The sequence below is a fragment of the Curtobacterium sp. MCLR17_032 genome (assembly GCF_003234795.2).
In the GTDB taxonomy this organism is placed as follows: Bacteria; Actinomycetota; Actinomycetes; order Actinomycetales; family Microbacteriaceae; genus Curtobacterium.
The window spans coordinates 2559138-2578372 of record NZ_CP126268.1 but is presented as its reverse complement, the minus strand read 5'-3'; the positions used below and the strand labels follow the sequence as shown (position 1 = coordinate 2578372).

Annotated in this window: 16 protein-coding genes, 1 pseudogene and 1 riboswitch; of the genes and pseudogenes, 14 read left to right on the top strand and 3 right to left on the bottom strand. The window is 72.8% G+C overall.

The features are described from left to right. Positions 1–27: 27 nt before the first annotated feature. Positions 28–1560, top strand: coding sequence for a hypothetical protein (locus tag DEI97_RS12110; protein ID WP_284158274.1), 1533 nt, complete (start codon positions 28–30; stop codon positions 1558–1560). An 87-nt stretch (positions 1561–1647) separates the two neighbouring features. Continuing rightward, complete coding sequence (locus tag DEI97_RS12105; protein ID WP_284158273.1) at positions 1648–3999, top strand: cell wall anchor protein; 2352 nt, start codon at positions 1648–1650, stop codon at positions 3997–3999. Between the two features lie 147 nt (positions 4000–4146). Here the strand turns inward: DEI97_RS12105 and DEI97_RS12100 are convergent, their stop codons facing one another. Then, on the bottom strand, positions 4147–5979 hold the full coding sequence (locus tag DEI97_RS12100; RefSeq protein ID WP_111074403.1) for a histidine-type phosphatase: 1833 nt from the start codon (positions 5977–5979) through the stop codon (positions 4147–4149). Positions 5980–6220: 241 nt separating this feature from the next. On the opposite strand from DEI97_RS12100, the gene DEI97_RS12095 reads away from it, so the two are divergent. From DEI97_RS12095 to ribH, 10 genes and pseudogenes are all read left to right on the top strand, one after another. Beyond that, positions 6221–6748, top strand: a complete 528-nt coding sequence (locus DEI97_RS12095; RefSeq protein ID WP_111074402.1) for a tetratricopeptide repeat protein — start codon at positions 6221–6223, stop codon at positions 6746–6748. Positions 6749–6816: 68 nt separating this feature from the next. Further along, positions 6817–7605: a hypothetical protein gene (locus DEI97_RS12090; protein WP_146248096.1), complete on the top strand. Its 789-nt coding sequence runs from the start codon at positions 6817–6819 to the stop codon at positions 7603–7605. A 51-nt stretch (positions 7606–7656) separates the two neighbouring features. After that, on the top strand, positions 7657–8022 hold the full coding sequence (locus tag DEI97_RS12085; RefSeq protein WP_146248095.1) for a hypothetical protein: 366 nt from the start codon (positions 7657–7659) through the stop codon (positions 8020–8022). A 75-nt stretch (positions 8023–8097) separates the two neighbouring features. After that, entirely contained in the window at positions 8098–8277 is a 180-nt protein-coding gene (locus DEI97_RS12080; RefSeq protein WP_146248094.1) for a hypothetical protein, read from the top strand. A gap of 64 nt (positions 8278–8341) precedes the next feature. Further along, positions 8342–8668 carry a hypothetical protein gene (locus tag DEI97_RS12075; RefSeq protein WP_111074398.1) on the top strand — a complete coding sequence of 109 codons (327 nt, stop codon included), beginning with the start codon at positions 8342–8344 and terminating at the stop codon, positions 8666–8668. Positions 8669–8784: 116 nt separating this feature from the next. After that, entirely contained in the window at positions 8785–10161 is a 1377-nt protein-coding gene (locus tag DEI97_RS12070; RefSeq protein ID WP_111074397.1) for an alpha/beta hydrolase, read from the top strand. After that, positions 10158–12725 (top strand): DUF2156 domain-containing protein, encoded by a 2568-nt coding sequence (locus DEI97_RS12065; protein WP_111074396.1) that lies wholly within the window; start codon positions 10158–10160, stop codon positions 12723–12725. Before DEI97_RS12070 ends, DEI97_RS12065 begins: the two co-directional genes overlap by 4 nt. A gap of 192 nt (positions 12726–12917) precedes the next feature. Continuing rightward, positions 12918–13051, top strand: a riboswitch (FMN riboswitch). Positions 13052–13136: 85 nt separating this feature from the next. Beyond that, positions 13137–13811 (top strand): riboflavin synthase, encoded by a 675-nt coding sequence (locus DEI97_RS12060; RefSeq protein ID WP_111074395.1) that lies wholly within the window; start codon positions 13137–13139, stop codon positions 13809–13811. Beyond that, positions 13811–14500, top strand: a pseudogene (ribB, locus tag DEI97_RS12055) (3,4-dihydroxy-2-butanone-4-phosphate synthase); the annotation flags it as partial. The gene DEI97_RS12060 and the pseudogene ribB, both read left to right, overlap by 1 nt. A 38-nt stretch (positions 14501–14538) precedes the next feature. Further along, entirely contained in the window at positions 14539–15018 is a 480-nt protein-coding gene (gene ribH / locus DEI97_RS12050) for a 6,7-dimethyl-8-ribityllumazine synthase (RefSeq protein ID WP_111074393.1), read from the top strand. Between the two features lie 140 nt (positions 15019–15158). Here ribH and DEI97_RS12045 read toward each other — a convergent pair whose 3' ends face one another. After that, the gene (locus DEI97_RS12045; RefSeq protein WP_181439189.1) at positions 15159–15329 is read right to left on the bottom strand and encodes a hypothetical protein; all 171 of its coding nucleotides are present in this window, start codon (positions 15327–15329) and stop codon (positions 15159–15161) included. Between the two features lie 66 nt (positions 15330–15395). Then, on the bottom strand, positions 15396–15944 hold the full coding sequence (locus tag DEI97_RS12040; RefSeq protein ID WP_111074392.1) for a TetR/AcrR family transcriptional regulator: 549 nt from the start codon (positions 15942–15944) through the stop codon (positions 15396–15398). A gap of 124 nt (positions 15945–16068) precedes the next feature. Between DEI97_RS12040 and DEI97_RS12035 the strand changes: the two genes are divergently transcribed. After that, on the top strand, positions 16069–18096 hold the full coding sequence (locus DEI97_RS12035) for an aldo/keto reductase (RefSeq protein WP_111074391.1): 2028 nt from the start codon (positions 16069–16071) through the stop codon (positions 18094–18096). Then, positions 18075–19097: a LacI family DNA-binding transcriptional regulator gene (locus tag DEI97_RS12030; protein WP_111074390.1), complete on the top strand. Its 1023-nt coding sequence runs from the start codon at positions 18075–18077 to the stop codon at positions 19095–19097. Before DEI97_RS12035 ends, DEI97_RS12030 begins: the two co-directional genes overlap by 22 nt. Positions 19098–19235: the final 138 nt, after the last annotated feature.

Below are 19235 nucleotides of genomic sequence, written 5' to 3'. Positions count from 1 at the left end.
GCGCAGCCGAGATCAGGAGGTGAGCGCATGGACGCATCGATGCGTGCACCCCTCGACGCGGTGATCCGTTGGGCCCTCATGGCCTCCGGCATCGCGCTGGCACTGGTGCTGCTGTCGCTCTTCTTCGGTGCTCGGCCCGCCTCAGCCGGGGTGCTCGGCCTGGGTGGAACTCCCTCGACCAGCGCGCAGACCACCTCGTCGCAGCGCTCGGACGGCCTGCTGGGCGGTGTCGTGTCGGGCGTCGGCGGGACGGTCGAGGGCGTCGGACGGGCCGTCGGCAACGTCGTCACCCCCGCCCGTCCGGCCCACGTGCCGGCCCCGGCGGCCCCCGCGCCGGCACCGGCGGCACCCGCCCCGGCCCCGGCAGCGCCGGCGCCCGCTCCGGCGGCGCCCGCCTCGGCAGCGCCGGCACCCGCTCCGGCGGCCCCGGTCGCAGCCGCTCCGGCACCGGCTCCGGCCGCCCACGCTCCGGTCCCTGCAGCAGCCCCCGCGGTCCCCGCTCCGGCCCCCGCACCGGCGGGCTCGCACGCGGCCCCGACCACTGCTCCCGCGCCCACCTCGGCAGGCCAGCCGTCGAGCCACACCGGCACCCCGGCGAACGCCCCCGCGAACGACTCCGGAGCCCCCGCAGGCACGCCGACGACCCACCCGGGCACATCGCTCGTCGGTGGCGTCGTGTCGGCCGTGAGCGCCTCCCGGCCCGTCACCGACACCGTCGCGACCGTCCTCGACCCCGTCACCGGGGCCGTGCAGGACGTCGCCGGTGACCGCCCGGTGACCGCGATCGTGGCCGTCGTCGACCGGGTGGTCGGGAGCCTCCCGGTCGTCGGCGGACTGCTCGGCGACGACACGCTCGGCACCGTCACGGCACCAGTCACCGGCACCGTCGACGACGCGCTGGGAACGGTCGGCGGCGTCGTCGGCGTCCTGCCCGGCGTCGTGTCCGAGGTGCCCGGCGTCGTCGGCGACCTTCCCGGCGTCGGTGGCGGACTCCTGCCGGGAGGCTCCCTCCCCGTCGTCGACGTCCCCTCCGTCCCCGTCGGCGTCACCCCCGGCACCGGAGGCTCGGTCGCGCCGATCCTGCCGGGAGTCCCGGAGCCGGCCGCTCCCGCAACGCCCGCCGTCGCCGGGTCGGCCACCGAGGCCGCGCACGCCACGACGACCGCGGCCGCGCCGGGCACGAGCACGAGCACGAGCACGGGCGCAGCTGACCAGACCACGACCGTGCCCTCCCCGTCCGTCGTCCGCACGAGCACCTCGGCGGCCGTCGACGGTCCGCTCGCTGCCGGCACGGCATCGACCCCCCTCGCTGCCGCGACCTTCGGCGGCGAGGCCCTCGTCCTCCCGGAGGGTGGCGTGCCCGTGCACGCACCGTTCGAGGGCGCCACCGGCGGCACCGCAGGCGGATCCGCCGCAGGCAGCTCCGGCGGCGCGAACCCGATCGGCACCGTCGGTGCCGACGCACAGACCTCCCCCCTCGCCGCGGGTCACCGCGGCCCGGTCACCGACGAGGCCCTCCCGGCATCGCTCGTCGGCGACCACGACGTCGCCCCCGATTGAGATCGGCGCACCTGCCCGCCACGGCAGGACGCGTCACCGACCGCCTCCGTGCGGTCGACCAACCATCTCGATCAGGAGTGAACGACCATGAACAAGAACGTCACCCGAGGGCTCTTCTTCGCCCTCTGCGTGGGCGGGCTGACGCTCGGTGGAGCCGTCGCGGCGAACGCGGCGACGACCACCGGAGCGGACGGCATCGCCTCCGGGACCCAGATCGCGCCGAACGTCGACGCGCCGGTCTCCGTCACCCGCAACGCCTTCGGCATCGTCGGCGACGCGGTCTCGGCCGTCACGAGCCCGGCGGCTGCGCCGGCTCCGGCGGCACCGGCACCTGCACCCGCGGCACCGGCACCCGCTCCGGCGGCACCTGCTCCGGCACCCGCGGCACCGGCACCTGCACCCGCTCCGGCGGCACTTGCTCCGGCACCGGCACCCGCCGCGACGACGAGCGGTTCTGACGGCATCGCGTCCGGCACTCAGGTGGTGCCGGAGGTCGCGGCTCCCGTGACCGTCACCGGCAACGCCGTCGGCGTGCTCGGCGACGCGGCTGCTGCGCCGGCACCCGCTCCGGCGGCACCCGCTCCGGCGGCACCGGCACCGGCTGCTCCGGCACCGGCTCCGGCTCCGACGACCAGTGGCACGGACGGCGTCCTCTCCGGCACCCAGGTCGCTGGCGACGTCGACCTCCCGGTGACGGTCGGCGGCAACGCCGTCGCCGTCGCGGGAGACGCCACCAGCACCGGCTCGAGCACCTCGGCTCCGGCCACCGCGCCGGCCACCGCCGCTCCGGCGGCGACGCCCGCGTCCACCTCGGGCGCGGACGGCCTCCTGTCCGGCACACAGGTCCTGCCGGACGTCTCGATCCCGGTCACGGTGTCGGGCAACGGCATCGGGGTCCTCGGGAACGGCGCCGCGAGCGCCGGTCCGTCGACCTCCGGCACCCCGGCCGGTTCCGGCTCGACGGGAGGCGCGCCCTCCTCGACGACGTCGGGCTCTGACGGTCTCATCTCCGGCACGCAGCTCCTCGGCACCGTCTCCGTGCCGATCACGGTGACCGGCAACGGCATCGGGGTCCTCGGTGACGGTACGAGCACCGGCGGCTCCAGCACCGGCGGTTCGACCACCGGCGCCGGCACCGGCACCGGGACCGGCAGCGCGCCGGTCTCGGGCGGGACGACCTCGGGGGAGGACGGTGTCGGCTCCGGCACGCAGGTCGCTCCCGTGGTGTCGGTCCCGGTGACCATCGGTGGGAACGGCATCGGCGTCATCGGTGACGGCACGAGCACCGGTGGTTCGGCCACCGGCACCGGCACTGGAACCGGCAGCGCGCCGGTCTCGGGCGGCACGACCTCGGGGGAGGACGGTGTCGGTTCCGGCACGCAGGTCGCCCCCGTGGTGTCGGTCCCGGTGACCATCGGCGGGAACGGCATCGGCGTGATCGGTGACGGCACGAGCACCGGTGGTTCGGCCACCGGCACCGGCACTGGAACCGGCAGCGCGCCGGTCTCGGGCGGGACGACCTCGGGGGAGGACGGTGTCGGTTCCGGCACGCAGGTCGCTCCCGTGGTGTCGGTCCCGGTCACGATCGGCGGGAACGGCATCGGCGTGATCGGTGACGGCACCAGCACCGGCGGTTCGACCACCGGCACGGGCACGGGGACCGGCAGCGCGCCGGTCTCCGGCGGGACGACCTCCGGCCAGGGTGGCATCGGCTCCGGGACGCAGGTCATCCCCGTGATCGACATCCCGGTCACGATCGGTGGGAACGGCATCGGCGTGATCGGTGACGGCACGAGCACCGGCGGTTCGACCACCGGCACGGGCACCGGCACCACGCCCGTCGGTGGAGGGACGACCTCCGGCGAAGGCGGCATCGGCTCCGGTACCCAGATCATCCCCGTGATCACCATCCCGGTCACCATCGGCGGGAACGGCGTCGGCGTCATCGGCGACGGTTCCAGCAGCACGCCGGGTACGACGACGCCGGGTACGACGACGCCGGGTACGACGACGCCGGGTACGACGACGCCGGGTACGACGACGCCGGGTACGACGACGCCGGGTACGACGACGCCGGGTACGACGACGCCGGGTACGACGACGCCGGGTACGACGGACCCGGGCACCACGGACCCCACCACCGGAGTCACCCCGGCGACGGGGACGAACCCCGGCACCACCGTCCCGGTCACCACCCCGGCGACCCCGGCCGCGCTGGTCACCCCGGCGGCGGCGGTCACCACCCGCTCCGCTGCCACCCCGGTCGTCATGACGGCGACGGGCAGCGGGGTCAGCACGACCCGCGCATCCACCAGCACGACCAGCACCACCGGCACGCTCGCCTACACGGGAGCGGACCGGCCGGTCCTCCCGGCCATCGCGGCACTGCTGCTGCTCCTGGCCGGCCTCGGGACGATGACCCTGCGGCGCCGCCACTGACGACGACCCGCTGAACGGGTGCGGAGTACCGGGACCCCCGGTGCTCCGCACCCGCATGCCCTGCTCGCAGTCGGGCTGGTGGCGTCTTCCGGGCGGGTGCGGCACGGCGGAGCGGTGGTCTCGCGCAGCCGCCACTCCGCATCGGTGTCACTCGCTGTGGCGACGTGCGCGACGCACCAACAGGGTTCCGGCACCGGCCAGGAGGAGCAGCGTCGCGAACAACGCCGGTTCGAGCGGTGACTGTGCTCCGGTCGCGGCCAGCGTCCCCTTCGCCCGGGTCGTCGGCGTATCGGCGCCCTGAGCCGCTGGTGTCGGTGTCGGGGTCGAGGTCGGGGTCGGACTCTTGGTGGGCGCAGCAGTGGGCGTCACAGTCGGGGGAGGCGTCGGCGCGGGCGCGGCTTCGGCGATCAGCGGGCTCTCGGTCATCGCCGTGCCGGTGAGGCACCGCTTGAGCTCGGTCTCCTTGACCCAGTGCGACCCTGGGGCGACCGCACGGCATCCGGAGGTGAACGCGATCTCCCGCTCGTTGTAGAGCATGCGCACGAGCGGCGTGTAGGCCGCTCCGGTAGCGGGGTCGGTGCCCGCTCGCGACACGACGTCCCACTGCACGTTCGCGGCCATCGGCGTCACCTCGGAGCCGCGCCACGGATTGGTGGCGTCGTCGTAGACGTCGGCGTCCGATTTCGGAGCGGAGTTGTCGGGCGCGGCCACGGTGGATCCCGGCAGACGCAGCAGCGCAGCGAACGGGATGATCGTCTCGGCGTGCGCGAAGCGGAAGGTCGCGACCACGTTGCCACCAGCGGCGCGGGCGTCGATCGTGGAGAAGAAGTCGTCGAGCAGGGGCTTGGCGATCGAGTAGGTCTCGTCATGCCCGGCGAGGCTCGGGCCCTTCTCGTAGAAGTCCTCGGCGTCGAGCAGGTACGCGAACCACTCGGCGTCCGCCGGCCGACCCGCGAAGTACTGCGCGAAGTCGAACCGGTGCGGAGCGACGTTCTCCTCTTGCATGTCGGCCGCGATGATGTACAGGTTGTACAGCGCCATCGCCGCGTCGACAGTGGTCTTGATGGACTTCTTCGGATCGCCGCAGGCATCGGGATCGGCCTTCGTGTCGGCGCCGGGCGCGCACGTCACCGCGCCGCCCTTGGAACCGTCGGCGGTGTTGTACCAGGTGTGCGCCTTGTCCGTGCCGATCGTGGCGATGAACTCGGGCGTGAAGATGCCGGAGAGCACGTCGTCCGCCGCCTGGACCGATCGCGGCTTCGCTTCGATGTAGTGCAAGGCCGCCGCGATCGTGCCGCCGTCACCGGTCTGTTCGGCGATGTAGTCCTCGTACGCCTGGGCGCGCTCGCGCTCGGGGGAGCCCACGGCCTTCTCGGTGCCGTCCGGGTTCTCGACCTCGTGGAAGTAGAGCAGGTCAGGGCGCGGCTCGAGCGTGACTCCCGTGAGCCCGAAGCCCTTCAGGAAGTTCTCGCCTGACTCTGTGGCGCGGGCTTCACCCGATGTCTCGGCGACGACACGTCCGCCCGATCGTGCCGCTTCGGCGAAGAGTGGCGCGTTGCGCTGTGCGGCTCGCGCTCCGATGCCGCGGTGCTGGGCTGCGCCCTGGCCGGTGAGCATGCCGTAGCCGTTCGCCACGTTCGCGGCGGTGATGGCATCCAGGTTCGCGGAGAAGCTCTTCCCGATCTCCGGCGTCAGGAACCCGTTCTCGGCCTGCGCGGTCGCGGCGAGACGGTGTAGCAGCGCGTCGTACTTGTAGGCGGAGAGCCCACGGGATCCGTGTCGGGCGACCGACTCCGTGGCGACGGGCGCGTAGCCCGTCGGCGCCGGCGAGTACGCGTCGATGTCCGACTTGCTGGGGGCGATGTAGGGCTGCTTGCTGCTGTAGACGTTGGTGTCATCGTCGGCGTGCGCCGGTCCCGCGACCATCAGCGAGGCGATGGCAGCGACGGCGACGCAGGAGAGCGCGGCGCGGGTGTTCATGGGTCCTCCGATGTCGGACCTCGGGCAGTGGTCCGACAAGCAGGGGTAGCGGCAGCGGGTGAACAGCACGTGACCCGCGGGTGACCGGACGGTGGCACCGGGCGCGGCAGCGGGGGCCTGCTCCAGGTACCGGCCTCGATCGGACGACCTCGGCCGCCGACCGGTGGAGGTCGGCCATCGAGACGGCCGGTACTGTTTCGGCGCGGTCGCGTGACTGCTCGAACGGGAGGAACGGCCGACCATGTCCGACGCGATCGACGCGCAACTCGATGCGATCTTCGCCGCCCGGAACCGCGAGGACATGCAGCCGACCATCGACGCGCTGCTCCCCATCCACGAGGAGCACCCGGAGCACCCTCGAGTCCTCTACGAGCTCGGGGGTGCGTACGACACGGCGGGAGCCGAGGCGACGGCGCTGGGGTACTACGAGCGAGCGATGGAACGAGGACTCACCGGAGATCTCCGGCGCCGCTGCTTCCTCCAGTACGGGAGCACCCTCCGGAACCTCGGCCGCATCGACGACTCGCTCCGGGCCTTCGCGCGGGCCCGGGCTGAGTTCCCTGAGTCCGTCGCCCTCGGAGCCTTCGAGGCCCTGACGTTCCACGCCGATGGCCGGCCGAACACCGCACTCGCGAGCCTCCTCGTGCTCCTCGCGGATCACGTGGACGCCCCGGAACTCGACCGGTACAAGCCGGCCTTGCGCGGCAACGCCGACTACCTGGCCTCGCTGGACGCAGAGGACGACGACGTTCGTCCGGAAGCCCGGTAGGGGATTCGTTGACCAGACGAAGCGCGTGGAGGTTGCGTGGCTGATGCAACAGGAGTCACCCTGATCCGATGAGTTCGACGGGGAGCACTGTCCTGCGCACCAGCGCATTCGTGGCCACGGCGATGTCGTTCGTCTTGCTGACCGGGTGCAGTGGGACGGGTGAGTCGCCGACGGCCGCCGAACCGACATCGCGGCCACCAGCTGCTTCGAGTGATTCGACACCGACACCGACACCGACCTCAGCCAAGGCATCGAAGCCTTGCCCGGCATCCGATGACGGTGGCCCGGCCGGTGCGAGGACCGCTTCGACGATCGATGTGGACGGGGATCTCGAGGCTGACCAACAGTGGGTGACCGAGGACGGCCGGTTCGGTGTGACGACGAGCACCGGTCTCACCAGTTCCGTGCGTCCCCGCGACCTCTCTGGCGGTGCCGAACCCACTGCGTTGGTTGCCGACGTGTCTGGTCAGGGCAACGGACCGGTCGTCATGCTCGTCGCGGGCAGCCGTGATGTCGATCTGTACCGCTGGACCGGCTGCGCATTCGAGGAAGTCACGAACACCGAGGGCGACCAGTACCAGTTCGACCTCACCGGGCAACACGACACCTGCGTGGGATGCACGAGCATCAACGGAGCGCGCCATCTGGTCGGACTCCTCGCGGATCGACCCGCGGGCGCCCCATCGGACATCGACCAGATCGCGGTGACACCCATCGAGCTCGACGGCACCCGCGGCGAGAACGGTCCGACCACGATGGCCGAGCCCGCGGACGACACTGCCGCTACGAGAGCGACCCGGGTCACTTGCGACGATCGGACACTCGATGACGACGGGCTCGGAGTCGCGCCCCGCTGATCGGGCAACGGGACGCGCTCTCGTTGCGGTGGATCCCGTACCGTGCGTCGTGTGACCAACCAGTCCGGTTCTGCTGAGACGGGAACGGGAAGAGCCTGGCTCGCGTGGCTGCTGACTCTTCCCTTCGCCGTCGTGCTGTTCGTCATGGCGTCCTTGGTCGCGATGGCTCTCGACGAAGCACGCAGCTTCGGTTGGCCCGGACCGACCGACAACGAGCTCGATGTCGCGCAGATGAACCGGGATGAAGCGCTTGGCGGAGCGACGATGGTCGGTGGTGTGGCGGTCCTGCTCGTGGTCATCTTCCTGGCGGCGTTCGGTACTCACGCATGGCGTCGACGTCGTCCGTTCAGGTACTGGTTCTGGCCAGTTGCACTCGTCCTGACAGCAGTGTCCGTCCCCGTCGCGCTCATCCTCTGATCGGGCAGGGAGACGATGGTGCAACGGCGCATCTCAGTGCTTGCACCTTCAGTCGGTCGCATTTACGCTGCCCGCATGTGGTGGTGGATCGCAACCGGCGTGGTCTTGGCGGTGTTCCTCGTGCTGTGGAGCGTCATGCACCGCTTCACCGACTTCGGCTCTCGGGCCGCGGACTTCGAAGGCACTGACCCCGAAGTCGCGGAGGCTCTCCGGCAGGCCGAAGCTGACATCGCGCAGGGGCGCATGTACTTCTGACCCTCCCCGGACCCTCTCCGTCACTCACGGCCGCTGGCGGGCGAAGCCAGCGATGCCGACGCCGATGGACGTGCCGGTCATGAGCCGGACGCCCGTCGAGAAGCCAGTGCACCATGAGGTGATGATGCGCAGGTACCGACTCTGGCTGGCATGGATCTTCGGCCCGCTGCTGGCGGCGCTGGTCCTCCTGACGGTGCTCGCGGCGGGGACGGACTCCACCCCGTGGCCACCACTGCTGGCAGCCACCATCGCGTGCGCCGTCGCCGGGACGTTCCTGTTCGCGCTCGGACCGCGGGTCGCTCGCCAGCAGGACCGCGAGAGCCGCGCAGCAGAGCCGGAGCGACCGGTGAACGAGCTCGATGGGCGACACTCACCGCAAGGTGATGAGTGATCAGGACCCTTCCTGTGGGAGTGCTGTACGCCTCCTGAACTGCCACAGTCGCTTGCTGAACACAGCGGCAGCCGACCAGTAGCTGTGCGTCAGCTGGACGGCAGCACGATGAACGCGTGCCCTCAGAACTGCTCCAGCTCCCGATCGTCCTCCCGGCCGTCCTCGTGCCGGTGGACGTCGTCGCCGTTGTCCTCGTCCTCCTGACGGTCTTCGGACCCCACGGCCGGACGAAGGGTGCGGACGCGTCGGAGCACCCGCCCCGACGCCGGTGGAACCGGGGCCTCCCCGGGGTGCTGGTGCGGATCGCGGCCATGGCGGTCGGCTCGGGCATCGGGCTGGTCGCCGTCTGGTGGTTCGGCGACGTCCAGGACCTCTTCGGGGTGTCGTTCACGCCCGTCACGCGCATGTGGGTCGCCTTCACGGCGGCCGCGGTCCTCTTGTTCCTGGTCGTCCTGGTGCAGGGCGGCAACGGCCGGCGCATCGTCGGGCTGGGCGCGGCCCTGGCGGTCGCCCTCACGGCGGGCCTCGGCATCAACGTCGACTTCGGCGCGTACCGGACGATCGGCGAGGCCGTCACCCCGAACCCCTACCCGCTGAGCACCCTCGACCACCAGCACGCGGCGCGACCGGGTGCGCGGATCGTCGACGCGGCGACCTGGACCGCACCGAAGGGGATGCCGGCACACGGCCGCACGATCGCCGTCCGCATCCCGGCGACGGTCTCGCACTTCCACGCCCGCCCCGCCGTCGTCTGGTTGCCGCCGGCCGCGCAGGTCGCGGACCCGCCGACCCTGCCCGTGCTCGTCGCGCTCTCCGGGCAGCCGGGTCAACCGTCCGACATGTTCCAGACCGGCCGCCTCGGGTCGTTCCTGGACCGCTACGCGTCGACGCACCACGGCATCGCGCCGATCGTCGTCTCGCCCGACCAGCTCGGGGCACCCGGCCACAACCCGATGTGCGTCGACAGCCGTCGTCTCGGGCGGAGTGCGACCTACGTGATGACCGACACGGTCCGGTGGATCCACCAGCACCTCGACGTCGCCTCGGGCAGCGCGGCGTGGGGCATCGGCGGCTTCTCGCAGGGAGCGACCTGCGCCATGCAGTTCTCGAGCGCGTACCCGGAGGTGTTCGGCACGACCCTCGCCATCTCCAGCGAGATCGCCCCGGCGAACGGCGACCTCCAGCACACGATCGCGGTCGGCTTCGGCGGCTCGCGTCCGGCCTACCTCAAGGCCACGCCGGAGGCCCTGCTCGCCGCCCACACGCCCTACCACGACCACTTCACCGTGTTCGGGTACGGCGAGGACGACGCTCCCTACAAGGCCTCGACGCTCGCGCTCCGTGCCGCGTCGGAACGCGCCGGGATCGCCACCACGCTCATCGTCTCGCCGGGCTCGGCCCACGACTGGAACACCGTCCGCTACGTCCTCGGCCGCGGCCTCCCGACCGTGATCGCCCACCTCGGCCTGCCGGTGGACGGGGTCCGTCGATGACCGCGAAGGGCGCACCCGACAGCGCCGCTCCGGAGCAGCCCGCGGCCCCGCCGAAGGCCGGCCACGAGGCGGCCGCGCCGCAACCCGCAGCCCCGCCGAAGGCAGCCCCGCCGAAAGCCGGCCACGAGGCGGCCGCGCGCGTCCTGCGCGACGTGGGGCGGGCCTCCCGGTCGGTGCGGCACGCCGTCACCCGACAGCCGGTCACGGCCGTCGTCCTCCTCCTGGTGCTCGTCGCCTCCGTCACCGCGGCGGCGCTGCGGTTCGCACACGGACGGCCGGTGCCGGACGCACTCGTCCCCTTCCGGGTGTTCGCCGTCACCACCGGTGTCCTCGCCCTGATCCTGACGCTCGCCGGCGTCGTGCTGTTGTTGGGTGCCTCCGAGCGGCTGATGGGGTCGCGCCGGACGGTCTCCGCGTTCCTGGCGACGAGTGTCGTCGGCGCGGCGGCCGCAGCCGTCGTCGGCGTCATCGACCCGGACGGCCGCCGTGGTGCCGCCCTGCTGTCCGGGGCGGAGGGCCTCGACCCCTGGACGGCGATCCTCGGCACGGTCACCACCGCGAGTGCGTTCGCCGGCCCGCTCTGGCGCCGTCGGATCCGGGTGAACGCGCTGGCCGTGGTCCTCACCCTCTTCCTCTACGCCGGGCACACCGCCGACCTCTCCGCCGTCGTCGCGACGGCTGCCGGTTGGGGACTCGGCGAGGTGTTCCGACGGACCCCGAAGCGCACCGGCTGGACCCGCAGCTCGCACCGCGAGACCCGGGTGCTGCTCGGCACGGTCGTCCTGGTGTCCGCGGTGGGACCGGTGATCGCGCTGGTGTCCCGCGCCCGGGTCGGGTTGCTCGCGCCGATCGCCGCGGTGGTCGGGATGGGGCCGGCCGACCAGCCGTCCGCCTGTCGTGCCGACGGCGTCGCGGGGGAGTGCCTGCACCGTCTGCTGACGTACCGCGCGACGGACCCCTGGTCCCTGCTGCTGGCGATCGCGCCGCTGCTCGTGCTCGTCGTCGGGGCGATCGGGCTGTTCCGCGGCAGCCGGTTCGCCGTGTGGCTCGTCGTCGTGGTCGACACCGTCACGGGGATCGCCGCCGCCGTGACCTACACCCACGTGCCCGGCCGGGTCGACCAGCTCCGCGGGTCCGATGACGACCTCGTCGTGGGGCTGTCGATCGCCGCGTCCGTCGCGGTCCCGCTCGTCACCGCGCTCGTCCTCGTCCTGCTGCGGCGGTCCTTCACGGTCGCGGTCGCCCGGCGCCGGGTCGTCGCGTTCGCGGTGACCGTCCTGGCCGCCGCCGCGGTGCTGGCGACCGTCGTGTACATCAGCGCCGACGCCGCGCCGGTGCGGGTGCACGACCCGCTCGGGCTGGTGGTCGCCGTCCTCGGACCGCTGTCACCGGTCGTGCACCACCGTGACCTGCCGATCCGGGACCCCGGGCTCCGGACCGTGCTGAGCCTCGTCGGGCCGCTGCTCTGGGCCGTGGTCGCCGTCGCCGCGATCCGACCGGCCGGTGCGGCCCCCGGCGCGACCGACGCCGACGTGTCCGCCGTGGACCGCGAGCGTGCCCGTGCCCTGCTCGTCGCGGGCGGCGGCGACACGTTCGGGTGGATGGCCACGTGGCCGGGCAGCGCGCACTGGTTCACCGCCGACGGCCGCGCCGGGGTCGCCTACCGCCGCACCGGCACCGTCGCGGTGGCCCTCGGCCCGTTCGGCTGGCCGGACGCGCGGGTGTCGGCGCTGACCGAGTTCGCCCGCCACTGCGACGACAACGGCTGGACCGCGGTCTTCCATGGCATCGACACCACCAGCGCTTCGGCCCTCACCGCGCTCGGCTGGCGCACCCTGCCGGTCGCCGAGGACGCGTCGTTCGACCCGCGGGACTGGACGACGAAGGGCAGCCGGAAGCAGGACGTCCGCACGGCCGTCAACAAGGCACGGCGCTCCGGCTTCACCGCCACCTGGTCGTCGTGGCAGGACCTGCCGGTCGCGACCACCCGGCAGATCGAGGCGATCTCCGAGGAGTGGGTCGCCGACCGCGAGCTCCCCGAGATGGGCTTCACGCTCGGCAGCCTCGACGAGATGCGCGACCCTGCCGTCCGCACCCTCGTCGCCCAGGACGCCGAGGGCACGGTCCTCGGCGTCACCAGCTGGCTGCCGTCACACCGCGAGGGCCGCGTGGTCGGCTGGACGCTCGACGTGATGCGACGTCGGACGGACGCCCCGAACGGCGTGATGGAGTTCCTGGTCGCCTCGGCCGCCGACGTGATGCGGGAGCAGGGCGCGGAACGGCTCGGCCTCTCCGCCGCGCCGCTCGCCCGCACGCCCGGCACCGGGTCCACCGGCGACGGCGTCGAGACGCTGCTGGAACTGGTCGGCGGGGTCCTCGAGCCGGTCTACGGGTTCCGCTCGCTGCTGCGGTTCAAGCGGAAGTTCGGCCCCGAACTCGAACCGCTCGTCCTCGCCTACCCGGACCCGGTCGCGCTGCCCGCGATCGGCGTCGCGGTGGTCCGCGCGTACCTGCCCGACCTGTCGCTCCGGCAGGCGCTCGCCTTGGTCCGGGGGCGCGGCTGAGCGCGTCCCGTCGGTGCGGGTGGTCGCGTTCGGGTGGGCGCGGGTAGCGCGGGTGGGCGCGTCCGCGTCCGCGCCCCGTCGACGCCCTGGTCGCCGGACGGGAGGCCCGCCACGCCTCCGAGACGCCGCGTGACGTCCGGCGGATGGTCCGCCCGCGACGGTCGGGGGGCTGGGGTATCGTCGGGGACACGCAAGCGCTCCGGGGTCGGTGCAAGTCCGAACCGGTGGTGACAGTCCACGAGCGCCGCGCCGGGTCCGCCCGGGGCGGGGTTGACCCGGTGCAATTCCGGGACCGACGGTGAAAGTCCGGACGGGAGGAAGCGCTGACGGAAGATGACGGTCGTTCTGCGACCCCACCTGCCGCCCGCCGACGACCGTCGCGCGCCCTGGAGTCCCGTTGAGAGGACACCAGTGTTCACCGGCATCATCGAGGAACTCGGCACCGTCACCGCCGTCGACGAACGAGGCGACTCCGTCGCGCTCACCGTCCGCGGCCCGCTCGTCGTCTCCGACGCGCAGCACGGCGACTCGATCTCGGTCTCGGGCGTCTGCCTGACCGTCGTCGAGCAGACCCCGGAGACCTTCACCGCCTTCGTCATGAAGCAGACGCTCGACATGAGCGCCCACGGGTCGCTGCGGTCCGGCGACCGGGTCAACCTGGAGCGCGCCGCCTCGGTCGGGGACCGCCTCGGCGGCCACATCGTGCAGGGCCACATCGACGGCACCGCGACCGTCCTCGAGACCGACGACGGAGACGGCTGGCGGCGGGTGCGGTTCGCGCTGACGCCGGAGCTCAGCCCGCTCGTGGTCGACAAGGGCTCGATCGCCATCGACGGCGTCTCGCTGACGGTCAGTGCGGTGTCGCCGGAGTCCACGGCGCCCGACGCCGCCTGGTTCGAGGTCAGCCTCATCCCGGAGACCCTGGCCGCCACCACGCTCGGTGTGCGGGTGCCCGGCGACCGTGTCAACATCGAGACCGACGTCCTGGCACGGCACGTCCGCCGGATGCTGCGGCTTGACGCTGCTGCCACCGGTGCCGCTGGTGCTGTCGCCGCCGGTGCGTCGGTCGGGGCGGAGGCCCGGTGATGGCCGCCGACACCGCCCCCGTCTCGCCCGCAGTCAGCACCGCGCCGGCGGTCACCACTGCCCCCGCCCCCGCCGCCGCCCCGGGGCTCTCCTCCGTCGAGCAGGCGATCGCCGCGATCGCCGCCGGTCGCCCGGTGATCGTCGCCGACGACGAACACCGTGAGAACGAGGGTGACGTCGTCCTCTCCGCCGAACTCGCCACCCCGGAGTGGATCGCCTGGACGGTCGCGCACTCGTCCGGGTTCATCTGCGCGCCCGTCAGTGCCGAGATCGCCGACGCCCTCGACCTGCCGCCGATGGTCCAGCACAACGAGGACGTCCGCGGCACCGCGTACACCGTCACGGTCGACGCGGCCGTCGGCGTGACGACCGGCATCAGCGCCCACGACCGGGCCCGCACGCTCCGGGTCCTCGCCGACCCGACCTCGGTCCGCGACGACCTGCACCGACCGGGGCACGTCGTGCCGCTGCGGGCACGGGCCGGCGGGGTCCGCGAGCGCGCCGGGCACACCGAAGCCGCGATCGACCTCGTCACCGCCGCCGGGTTGCGCCCCGCGGCGGCGATCTGCGAGATCGTCGACGAGCAGGGCGGCATGATGCGCCTGCCGGAACTCGTCGGACTCGGGACACGCGAGGGCGTGCCCGTCATCACCATCGCCGCGCTGGCCACCTGGCTCGACGCGGCCGAACGGGCGGCGGACGTCGCCCGCACCGAAGGGACACACGCATGAGCGGAGCAGGAGCGGCGGAGCGCGAGCTCGTCGACGGCAGCGGCATCCGGGTCGCGGTCATCGCCGGACAGTGGCACGACGTCATCGCGAACGGGCTCCTGGCCGGGGCGCAGCGCGAGATCGAACGGCTCGGTGCCACGGCCCAGGTCGTCCCCGTGCCGGGCAGCTTCGAGCTGCCGGTCGTCGCGAAGGTCGCGCTCGAGTCCGGCTTCGACGCGGCGGTCGCCCTCGGCGTCATCATCCGCGGCGGTACCCCGCACTTCGAGTACGTCTCGGATGCGGCGACGAGTGGACTGACGAAGGTCGCGATCGACACCGGCAAGCCCGTCGGCTTCGGCGTGCTCACCCTCGACGACGAGCAGCAGGGCATCGACCGTGCCGGGCTGCCCGGGTCGAAGGAGGACAAGGGCGCCGAGGCCGCACACGCCGCCGTCGCCACCGCCGTCACCCTGCGGGAGCTGCGCACCAACGCCTGACCTGCGGCTGCACGCGGAATGGCCTGCACACGCAGAACGGCCCGCGCATGCAGAACGGCCCGCGCATGCAGAACGGCCCGCGCATGCAGAACGGCCCCGTACCGAGAGGTGCGGGGCCGTTCTGCGTGTGCGGTGTGTGACTACCGCTTGCCGAACACGTGGATCGGCAGGAAGAAGGAGAGGCTCATCAGCAGCACGCCGGCGATGAACACGAAGGCCTGACCGGAGGCGACCTGGAACGCGAACCCGAACAGGTACATCGACACCAGCAGCAGCAGGATCGAGAAGACAGCAGCGATGACGCGGCCCACGGTGGTACCTCCGGGAATCAGCGGGTAGAACGAACTCAGTCTATCCCCAGGACCGGGTGCGCTGGTTCACGGAGCCGGTTTCGTCGCGATCAGGCGGTCGACGACCTGCAGCAGTGCCGCCATGTCCACCGAGGCCCGGTCCGGGCGGACGTCGCTGGCCGCCCCGAGGGACGCCGCGTGGTACAGCCCGTCGCCCAGGAGCTTGACGGCCTGCGCGGTGGGGACGTCCCCGAGCGCGTCGACCAGGGTGGCGAGCCAGGCGTTCTCGGTCTCGTCGAGGGTCCGGCCGGCCTCTTCGTACCCGGCCTGCTGCAGGCGCGAGGCGGCGAGCAGGGCCAGGTCGAGCTCACTGCCGACGAACTGGCAGTTCTCGACGAAGTAGCGCGCGGGACCGTCCTCGGCCGAACGCATCCGCTCGATGTCCAGCGCGGACAGGTCGGCGAGCCGTTCGCACAGCCCCTCGACCAGGGCCGCCTTGGAGCCGAAGTGGTAGAGCAGTCCGCCCTTCGAGACACCGGCGCGGGCGGCGACGGCGTCGAGGGTCGCGGGACGTTCGCCGTCCTCGCACACGATGGCGACGAAGCTGTCGAGGACGCGGTCGCGAGCACTTGCCATGCGCACGAGTCTAGGGACCCACCGGGGCGAACAGTCGCCGTGAACGTTCACGCACCCTTGTTCTGCGGGCTGTCCGCGGCTAGCCTCGCTCCGACCGTGAAGGTTCACGACGAACAGGATCCGCATGTCAGCGCAGACCGCGACCCCCACACCCACCACGAACGACATGACCCCCGGCTGGGCGGTCCTCGGCCCCGGGGGCATCGCCCGCCGCTTCCTCGCCCAGCTGTCCAGCAGCAGCGGCCGACTCGTCGCCGCCGGCAGCTCGTCACTCGAGCGGGCCCAGGCCTTCGCGGACGAGGCCGCCGAGCACGGGTTCCCCGACGTCACCGCGGGCACCTACGACGACGTGCTCGCCGACCCGCGGGTGGACGCCGTCTACATCGCGACCGTGCACACCGGGCACGCAGCCCTCGTCCTCGCAGCACTCCGGGCCGGCAAGGCCGTGCTCTGCGAGAAGCCACTGACGCCGAACCACGGCACGACGATGGCGCTCGTCGACGCCGCCCGCCAGGCCGGCCTGCCACTGGTCGAGGCGTTCATGTACCGCTTCCACCCGCAGACCGCCGCCTTCCTCGACCTCGTCCGTGACGGCACGGTCGGCACCGTCACCCACGTCGACGCGTCCTTCGCGTTCCGGACCGAGGAGCGCACCGGCCGGCTCTTCGACGTCGAGACCGCCGGCGGCGGGATCCTCGACGTCGGCTGCTACCCGGTCACCATGACCGCGGCGATCGTGCAGGCCGCCACCGGGGTCCGCGTCGCCGAGCCGGTCGAGCTGCACGCCGTGGGGACCCTCGGGCCGACCGGGGTGGACGAGTGGACCGTCGCCAGCGCGACGTACCCGACCGGCATCACCGCGAGCCTCCGCACCGGCGTCCAGGTCGAGGACACGAACGCCGTCGTCGTGCACGGCACCCGCGGCACGATCACGCTCCGCGACCCCTGGACCATCGGCGGCGACCCGGTGATCGAGGTCCGCACCGTCGACGCCGCACCGACCGAGACGTCCTTCGCGGGTGCCGCCCCCTACGGACTCGAAGCCGACGCCACCATCGACGCACTCCGTGCCGGCCGGGTCGACGCACCGCAGATGACCACCGACGAGAGCCTCGCCGCCGCCCGCACGCTCGACCGCTGGCGCGCCGCGATCGGCCTGCGCTACCCGTTCGAGGCCGAGACCGCCGACATCCCCACCGTCAGCGGCCGCCCGCTCGCCGTCGCGTCCGACGCCCCGATGACGTACGGCCAGCTCCCCGGCATCGACAAGCGCGTCTCCCGTCTGGTGATGGGCGTCGACAACCAGCCCGACCTGGCGCACGCGAGTGCGATTTTCGACCACTTCGTGGAACAGGGCGGCACGGTCTTCGACACCGGCTACGTCTACGGCGGCGGCGTGCTCGAGGGCCGACTCGGCGCCTGGATCCGGAACCGCGGCATCCGGGAGGACGTCGTCGTCATCACCAAGGGTGCGCACACGCCCCACTGCGACCCGGAGTCGCTCACCCGCCAGCTGCTCGAGAGCCTGGAACGCCAGGGCACCGACTACGCGGACGTCTACATGATGCACCGGGACAACCCGGACATCCCGGTCGGGGAGTTCGTCGACGTCCTCGACGAACACCGCCGTGCGGGCCGCATCCGGGTGTTCGGCGGATCGAACTGGACCCCCGCCCGCTTCGACGAGGCGAACGCCTGGGCCGCGGCGAACGGCAAGTACGGGTTCGAGGTGCTCAGCAACCACTTCGGCCTCGCCGAGGCGCTCGACGTCCCCTGGGCCGGGTGCGAGCACGTCACCGACGCCGCGTCCAAGCAGTGGCTCGAGGAGCGCCAAGTCCCGCTGCTGCCCTGGTCGTCGCAGGCCCGCGGGTTCTTCACCGGCCGTGCCCGACCGGACGACACCAGCGACGCCGAACTCGTCCGGTGCTACTACTCGGACGCCAACTTCGAACGCCTGCGCCGGGCCGAGGAGCTCGGCGCGCAGTACGGCGTCCCGGCGACCGCGATCGCCCTGGCCTACGTCCTGCACCAGCCGTTCCCGACGTTCCCGCTGTTCGGCCCGCGCACCATCGCCGAGGCCCGCTCGTCGATGCTCGGCCTGACCGTCGACCTCACGCCCGAGCAGGTGGCATGGCTCGACCTCCGCAGCTGACCGGCACCGGCGGCCGCGCGACGATCCTCGACGTCGCCGCGGCCGCCGGGGTCTCCCGGCAGACGGTCACCCGCGCGGTGAACGGTCTGCCGGGGATCAGCGACGCCACGAAGGAACGGGTCCTCGCCGCCGCCGCGGCGCTCGACTACCGGCCGTCCCGGTTCGGCCGGGGCCTCGTCTCCGGCGGCGCGCACCAGCTCGGACTGCTCGTCGACGACCTGCGGAACCCGTACTCACCCGAACTCGCCGCGGCGGTCCTCCGACTGGCCGCAGCCCGCGGGTGGAACGTGATGCTCGCCGACGTCGGCCTGGCGGGTGACTCGGACCGGTCGGTGCAGGACCTCGGCGCCCAGAGCGACGTCGTCATCGGCTACCTCGGCGCCCGCGCACCGGAGTGGATCGAGCACCTCGGTCCGGTGCCGGTCGTCGAGCTCGACCCGCACGGTGTCCCCACACGCGGTGCCGTCCGGCTCGACCCGACGGACGCGGTGGAGGCCCTCGCCGACCACCTCGTCTCGGTCGGCGTGAAGCACCCCCTCGTCCTCGACGCGCCCACGGTTGCCCGAGCACCGGGGGAGCCGAGCACCCGTGGCGCCCTCCTGCTCGACGCGCTCCGCCGCCGTGGGTACCTCCCGACGCACGTCGTCGCCACCGCGGCCTCGGCCGACGCGGGTGCCGCGGGGACGACCGCGGCGCTCACACGACACCTTCGTCTGGACGCCGTCGTGGCGTTCAACGACGTGATGGCCCTCGGCGCGCTCGCCGCCTGCCGTCGCGCCCACGCCGAGGTCCCCGACCGTGTCCGCGTCATCGGCATCGACGGGCTGACGCTCGGAACGCTCGTCGCACCGACGCTCACCACACTCGCGGTCGACCTCGACGAGGTGGCGCGGCACGCGGTCGACCTGGCACTCGGCATGCTCGACGGCTCGCTGCCGCGGTCCGGTCCGTCGGTCGAGCGGGTCGTCCGCCACCGGCTGGTCGTGCGCGAGTCCGCCTGACCTGTGACCAGTCCTCCTGACCTGGGGACTGGTCGACCACCGGACGGGAGGCACGGGGCGGGCCGGATCCGCGCCTCCCGTCCGCCATTGGTTGCATTTGCAACCACCACCGTCCGGACGGTACACTAACGGAACCCT